At 39.0% G+C, this 6,472-nt stretch carries 7 protein-coding genes; 2 read left to right on the forward strand and 5 right to left on the reverse strand.

Annotated elements, in window-relative coordinates:
• Positions 1-5: 5 nt before the first annotated feature.
• From IEV09_RS11955 to IEV09_RS11975, 5 genes are all read right to left on the reverse strand, one after another.
• A complete protein-coding gene (locus tag IEV09_RS11955) occupies positions 6-803 on the reverse strand; it encodes a PhnE/PtxC family ABC transporter permease (RefSeq protein ID WP_188368545.1) in 798 nt (265 codons plus the stop codon).
• 35 nt (positions 804-838) lie between these two features.
• Entirely contained in the window at positions 839-1,624 is a 786-nt protein-coding gene (gene phnE / locus IEV09_RS11960) for a phosphonate ABC transporter, permease protein PhnE (protein WP_188368546.1), read from the reverse strand.
• Positions 1,617-2,423 carry a phosphonate ABC transporter ATP-binding protein gene (gene phnC / locus IEV09_RS11965; protein WP_188368547.1) on the reverse strand — a complete coding sequence of 269 codons (807 nt, stop codon included), beginning with the start codon at positions 2,421-2,423 and terminating at the stop codon, positions 1,617-1,619. The genes phnE and phnC overlap by 8 nt, the downstream gene beginning before the upstream one ends.
• A 1-nt stretch (position 2,424) precedes the next feature.
• Positions 2,425-3,366: a phosphate/phosphite/phosphonate ABC transporter substrate-binding protein gene (locus IEV09_RS11970; RefSeq protein WP_229731718.1), complete on the reverse strand. Its 942-nt coding sequence runs from the start codon at positions 3,364-3,366 to the stop codon at positions 2,425-2,427.
• 205 nt (positions 3,367-3,571) lie between these two features.
• A complete protein-coding gene (locus IEV09_RS11975) occupies positions 3,572-4,219 on the reverse strand; it encodes a CPBP family intramembrane glutamic endopeptidase (protein WP_188368549.1) in 648 nt (215 codons plus the stop codon).
• 209 nt (positions 4,220-4,428) lie between these two features.
• Here IEV09_RS11975 and groES point away from each other — a divergent pair, with 209 nt between their 5' ends.
• Both groES and groL read left to right on the forward strand, forming a co-directional pair.
• Complete coding sequence (groES, locus tag IEV09_RS11980) at positions 4,429-4,713, forward strand: co-chaperone GroES (protein ID WP_188368550.1); 285 nt, start codon at positions 4,429-4,431, stop codon at positions 4,711-4,713.
• Between the two features lie 23 nt (positions 4,714-4,736).
• Positions 4,737-6,362 carry a chaperonin GroEL gene (gene groL / locus IEV09_RS11985; protein WP_188368551.1) on the forward strand — a complete coding sequence of 542 codons (1,626 nt, stop codon included), beginning with the start codon at positions 4,737-4,739 and terminating at the stop codon, positions 6,360-6,362.
• The last annotated feature ends 110 nt before the right edge of the window (positions 6,363-6,472 follow it).

A 6,472-nucleotide genomic window follows, 5' to 3' on the forward strand; every position in this document is an offset into this window, starting at 1 on the left:
CTTTCTTATGCTTGCGCATTGGCTAGATTTTTTTTCAATTGATTGACAAGTAATTCAACAGTAAACATGACGATAAAAATAACTAAAACAATGGTAGTGATTTTTGGGTAATTGTATTGACCAATCGCTTTGGTTAACACCATCCCAATCCCGCCGGCACCGACCATCCCAAGTGAAATCGATTCAGCGATATTTCCTTCTAAACGAATTGCAATCCAAGAAAGGAAAACAGAAACCAATCCGGGTAACAAACCTTCAAAAATGAGTTGTAACCAAGAAGCACCGGTCGCACGCATCGTTTCAATGACCGTATCTTTTTGGTCTTCAATGCTAGCAATAAATGATTTTGTTAAATAACCGACTGTTGGAAAAATCAAGCCAACGAGACCGGACTGCACGCCAAATCCCAAGCTTGCAACAATCATTAAAATCCAAACAAGCGCCGGAACTGCACGAATAATGGAAATCATGGCTTTAATCAAGATACTCAAAAGATTGCTGGGTGCGATGTTTCTAGCGGCTAAGAAAGCGAAAATGAGTGACAGAATGGTTCCAATAAATAAGGCACCAATCGCTGTAAAAATAGAAAGTAGCAATTCGCTAATAATCTCGTTCATTGCAAGCAAATCAAGTGCGACAAACTTACTCAAAACAGTTCCCATATTTGCAAAACGCGTCATAAATTTATCGAGATCAAGCTGTAAACCATTGAGACTAACGATGAATAAAGTGAGTAATCCGACAATAATCGAAAATGTTCGTACTTTATCTTTCGTCGGTGTTAATTTAATTGATTGTGTCATTGATTAATTCCTCCAGATAAAAGAAAATGAGTCGTTTAAACGAGCCATCTTCGTAATTTGTTTACACCAAACTCGGTCAGTAAAACAAGTGCCACTAGGACGATAATGAGGGCAAGCGCTTGATGATAATTAAAGAGACGGATATTGGTTTGAATCATAATCCCAATACCGCCAGCACCAACCATTCCTAAAATCGCCGAAGCCCGAATATTGATTTCAAAAGAAAAAAGCGTCCAATTTAGCCAAGCTGGGATGAATTCAGGAATTAATCCATGGAATAAGACTTGTAAATACGAAGCGCCACTGGCTTGTAACGCTTCTAATTTTGATCCAGCAATTTCATTCATTGTTTCTGCGTAGGAGCGGGCTAAAAATCCAAGTGTCGCAATAATCAAGGCGATTAAACCAACCATGTTTCCAATTCCAAAAACGTAAACAAGTAAAGAGGCCCAGACAAGTACCGGAATATTACGTAGAAACGACATCATGAAACGACTGATGATACGTAACCAAGCGATTGGATTGGTTTTTTCAGACATTAAAAGCCCAAAGAAAAAAGCCAAGAAGGCGGAAAAATAGGTGCCAACAATCGCAAAGAGAATGGTTTCCAGGATCAAGGGTAAATATGATGCAAGATTACTAAAATCAGCTGGAAAAAAGTTTTGGATAAAGAACAAGAGAAAGTCAGGGAAGGCGGTTAAAATAGTCAAAGGATTGACTTGTAAGTAAACAAAAGTCAAAACAATCACGGTTGAAATAAAGCTGATATTGGTCCGTTTTTTTAATGAAGATTGTTGGCTTAATACGATTTCTCTATTCATATACCAAGATGTCCTCATTATAAGTCATAGCAGGTGTACCAATTTGCTCTTCTTTTCCGCTGTAAATATGAGCAATCATTTCATCGGTTAACTCTTTAGATTGTCCGTCAAAAACAATTTGACCGTCGCGGACACCAATAATCCGACTTGCGTATTGACGGGCAACTTCGACTTGATGCAAGTTCACAATACAAGTCAGTTCTCGTTCGGTTGTAATATCCTTTAAGTAAGTCATGACAGTTTCCGCTGCTTTTGGATCAAGCGAGGCAATCGGTTCATCGGCTAATAATAATTTAGGGCGTTGCATGATGGCACGGCAAATGCCGACACGTTGCATTTGCCCACCGGAAAGGGCGCCAGCTTTTTTATAAATTTGTTGTTCTAAACCAACTTTCACGAGTAAATCATAAGCTTCCTGTTTGTCTGTTGCTTGATAACGACCGAGCGAACTTTGTAAAAAAGACATTTGACCGAGTCGTCCATGTAGGACATTTTTAATCACATTGGTTCGTTCGATTAAATTGTAATGCTGGAAAATCATCCCAATTTTGGCGCGTTGTTGACGTAACTCTTTGCCTTTAGCTTTTTCCATTGCGATCCCATCAAAACGAACGCTGCCAGAAGTTGAGGGAACCATTTGATTAATACAACGAATCAAGGTCGATTTTCCTGCACCGGATGGGCCGATAATAACGACGAACTCGCCGTGATGAATCGTTAAGTCAATCCCTTTTAAGGCGTGGGTGTTTTTACCGTATGATTTGGTTAAATTTTCTAGTACGAGCGATGGTTGTGTCATATTATTTCGCCTCGATTCCTAGTAATGTAATCATTTCTTGAACGATTTCAAAGTCGCTATCCTTTGATTCTTTGAAACGAATACCAGGATCTTTATAATTTGTTTCAAAGTAAGAAGGTTCGTCATATTGTAAGTAGAAAGCTTTAATTTTTTCTTTTAAGTCGGTCGGTAGGTTCCCGCGCATAATATAGGCCGCGTTCGGAATCTCATCCGTTTCACCAATGACTTTAACATCATTAGCATCAATGATACCGGCTTCGTCTAAACTAGCAATTGTTTGTAGAGCAACAGCTGCGGCGTCGTAATCGCCCATCGTCACACCCATTAAACTCGTGTCATGTTTACCTGAATAAGCGACTGTTTTAAAGAAGTAACCTGGATTTTCCATTTGTTTTGGATCTAAATCGAGTTCGGTTACTAATTTTGCTTTTGGATACATATAACCAGAAGAAGAGGCTGGGTCAACAAAGGCAAAGGTTTTATTTTTTAAATCAGCTAACTCATTGATTTCTTTATTATCGGCATGGGTAATAAAAGCGGTCTTATATGGTTCATTTCCCATAGAAGTCGTTGTGACAAGTGGTTCAATGTTGGCACGTTCTTTGGCTTGGTAATAGCTCATCGGTGAAACGAGCATGATATCGAGCTTCTCACTTTTTAACGCTTCAATGCCGACCGCATAATCCGCACCTTCCATTTCTTCGACCTCAATGCCAATATATTCAGACATGGCTTCACGGAAATTATCATTTTTTTGACCAGCGTCGGGATTGTTTTCATCCGGCATTTGCACGATAGTTAATTTTTCAGGCCAGTTATTCGTCTCCGTTGCGGCTGCTTCACCGGGTTTTTCGGTATTATTGGTTGAACCACATGCCGCCAATGTCATTGCGCTCAAGATTGTTAAAGAACTGGTTAATAGCCATTTTTTTGATAATTTCACTTTGTAACCCCCGTTAGTTTTTTGTCTTACAGGCATAGATTACAAAACGATTGTAAAGATTGATTGGATTCAATGTTAAGGATTGTTAAGTTTGAGTCGGAAGGCGTTAACAATCAGGAGCGGAAAAAGTTTATTATTAAATGAAGTGAAAAACGCCGCCTCTCTACAAAAAGTTTTGTAGGAAGCGGCGTTTTGTAAAGAATAGTTACTGTGGTAATTGAATTCCCATCGTTTCGACAATCAAATTCACAATCACAACAAGTGAGTTCATACCAACGTGGGTAATAATTGATGTCCAGATACTGCCTGTGACAATGTACTGTAAGCTAAAGAACGCGCCAAGCGCCCCGTAAAGTAAGAGGTGACCATCTTGGTGAACCGCAGCGAATAATAGTGAACTTACGATGACGCCAATCCAAATGTTACTTTTACGAGTGACACCACCTAAAATTACCCGACGGAAAAGCAATTCTTCCATTATAGGACCACCAACGGTAACGGCTAGCATAACGAGGGGCTGTTGGAAAATAAGTCCCATGATATTGCTCGTATTTTCAGATTCGATTTGTCCGCCAAAGAAGACCTCAATTGAAAGCATGACATTTTGTAAAATAATCGCTAGGAAGATACCTACAACACCTAAGAGAACGACTCGAACCCAAGACATTCGATTTTCTTCAAAAGGGAGCTTAACCGTTTGTTTTTTGTAGAGGAAAATTAATGTGATAGCACCAGCGATGTAACCGACTGTTAGGATCATTAAACTTTGTTCGATTGTCATTGCAAATGAAGGAGCAAAAAAAGCAATCGCGTAAATTAAAAAGCTGAGAAATGCGTATTTTTTATAAGACATAACGACCTCCTGTTTTTCTTTTTATTATAGCAAACAAAATCGTGAGAACCAATTTAAAAAAATCCTAACCAATTTTGACTTTTGTAAAAAAATCATTCAAAATGCTTGCAAAAGTCGGTAAATATGAGTAATATTAAACATGTAAGTTAGCACTTGTAAACAACGAGTGCTAATTAAAAATTCAAAAGATATTAATGGAGGGATTTATCGTGTTAAGACCATTAGGTGATCGTGTCCTTGTTGAAGTGGCACAAGAGCAAGAACAAACAATTAGCGGATTCGTATTAGCGTCGTCTGCAAAAGAAAAGCCTCAGACTGGAACAATTATTGCAGTCGGTGAAGGTCGCCTACTAGATAGTGGCGAATTGGCACCTGTTCCTGTAAAAGTTGGCGAAACCGTTTTGTTTGAAAAGTATGCTGGTTCAGAAGTGAAATATGAAGGCCAAGAATACATGATTTTTTCAGTAAAAGACATTATTGCAGTAGTTGAATAAAAATATTTTTTGAGGTGAAAAAAATGGCAAAAGAAATTAAATTTTCAGAAGACGCTCGTGGCGCAATGTTACGCGGTGTTGATAAATTAGCAGATACAGTTAAAGTAACATTAGGTCCAAAAGGTCGTAACGTTGTTTTAGAGAAATCTTTTGGTTCACCATTAATTACAAATGACGGTGTAACAATTGCAAAAGAAATCGAATTAGAAGATCATTTTGAAAACATGGGAGCAAAACTTGTTTCAGAAGTGGCTTCTAAAACAAATGATATCGCCGGTGATGGTACAACGACCGCAACTGTTTTAACGCAAGCAATCGTTCGTGAAGGAATGAAAAACGTAACAGCGGGTGCGAACCCATTAGGTATTCGTCGCGGAATCGAGTTAGCGACTCAAGTAGCGGTAGAAGAATTACATGCTATTTCAGCAAAAGTTGATTCAAAAGATGCGATTGCTCAAGTTGGTGCGGTTTCTTCAGGTAGTGAACAAGTTGGCCAATACATTGCAGACGCGATGGAAAAAGTTGGTAAAGACGGCGTAATTACAATTGAGGAATCAAAAGGAATCGAAACAGAGTTAGATGTTGTTGAAGGGATGCAATTTGATCGTGGTTATTTATCACAATACATGGTAACAAACAACGATAAAATGGAAGCAGAACTGGAAGCACCATATATTTTAATTACTGATAAAAAGATTTCAAATATCCAAGACATCTTACCTTTATTAGAGCAAATCTTACAAGCATCAAAACCATTATTAATCATTGCGGATGATGTTGATGGCGAAGCGTTACCTACATTAGTTCTAAACAAAATCCGTGGAACGTTCAACGTTGTAGCGGTTAAAGCACCAGGATTTGGCGATCGTCGTAAAGCGATGTTAGAAGACATCGCAATCTTAACAGGTGGTACTGTCATCACAGAAGATTTAGGTCTAGAATTAAAAGACGCAACAATCGATATGTTAGGTCAAGCAAGCAAAGTAGTTGTTGATAAAGACAACACAACAATCGTTGAAGGTGCAGGCTCAACTGACGCAATTGCGGCTCGTGTAGCGCTAATTAAAAATCATATTTCTGAAACAACTTCTGATTTTGACCGTGAAAAATTACAAGAACGCCTAGCGAAATTAGCAGGTGGTGTAGCGGTGATTAAAGTCGGCGCGCCAACTGAAACAGAATTGAAAGAAATGAAATTACGTATTGAAGATGCGCTAAATGCAACACGTGCAGCCGTTGAAGAAGGTATGGTTTCCGGTGGTGGAACAGCTTTGGTGAACGTACTAGGTAAAGTTTCAGCAATCGAAGCAACAGGCGACGTTGCAACAGGAGTTAAAATTGTTTTACGTGCGTTAGAAGAACCAGTACGTCAAATCGCTGAAAATGCCGGTTACGAAGGATCAGTAATCGTTGATCAATTGAAACGTGCAGAACTAGGTACAGGATTTAACGCGGCAACAGGTGAGTGGGTAAACATGTTAGAAGCAGGAATCGTTGACCCAACAAAAGTAACTCGTTCAGCTCTACAAAATGCGGCATCAATCTCTGCGTTATTATTAACAACAGAAGCAGTTGTGGCTTCAAAACCAGAACCAGCAGGACCAGCAATGCCTCCAATGGATCCAGGCATGATGGGCGGCATGATGTAGTTTTATTAAAATAAAGCAAAAAGACAAGGATACTCGTACTTTGATATGCTCCCCTCATAGTAGACACTAGAAAAAACAAAAATTCTAGTCTACTATGAGAGGAGTTTTTT

The sequence above is a fragment of the Enterococcus alcedinis genome (assembly GCF_014635985.1).
GTDB lineage: Bacteria > Bacillota > Bacilli > Lactobacillales > Enterococcaceae > Enterococcus_I > Enterococcus_I alcedinis.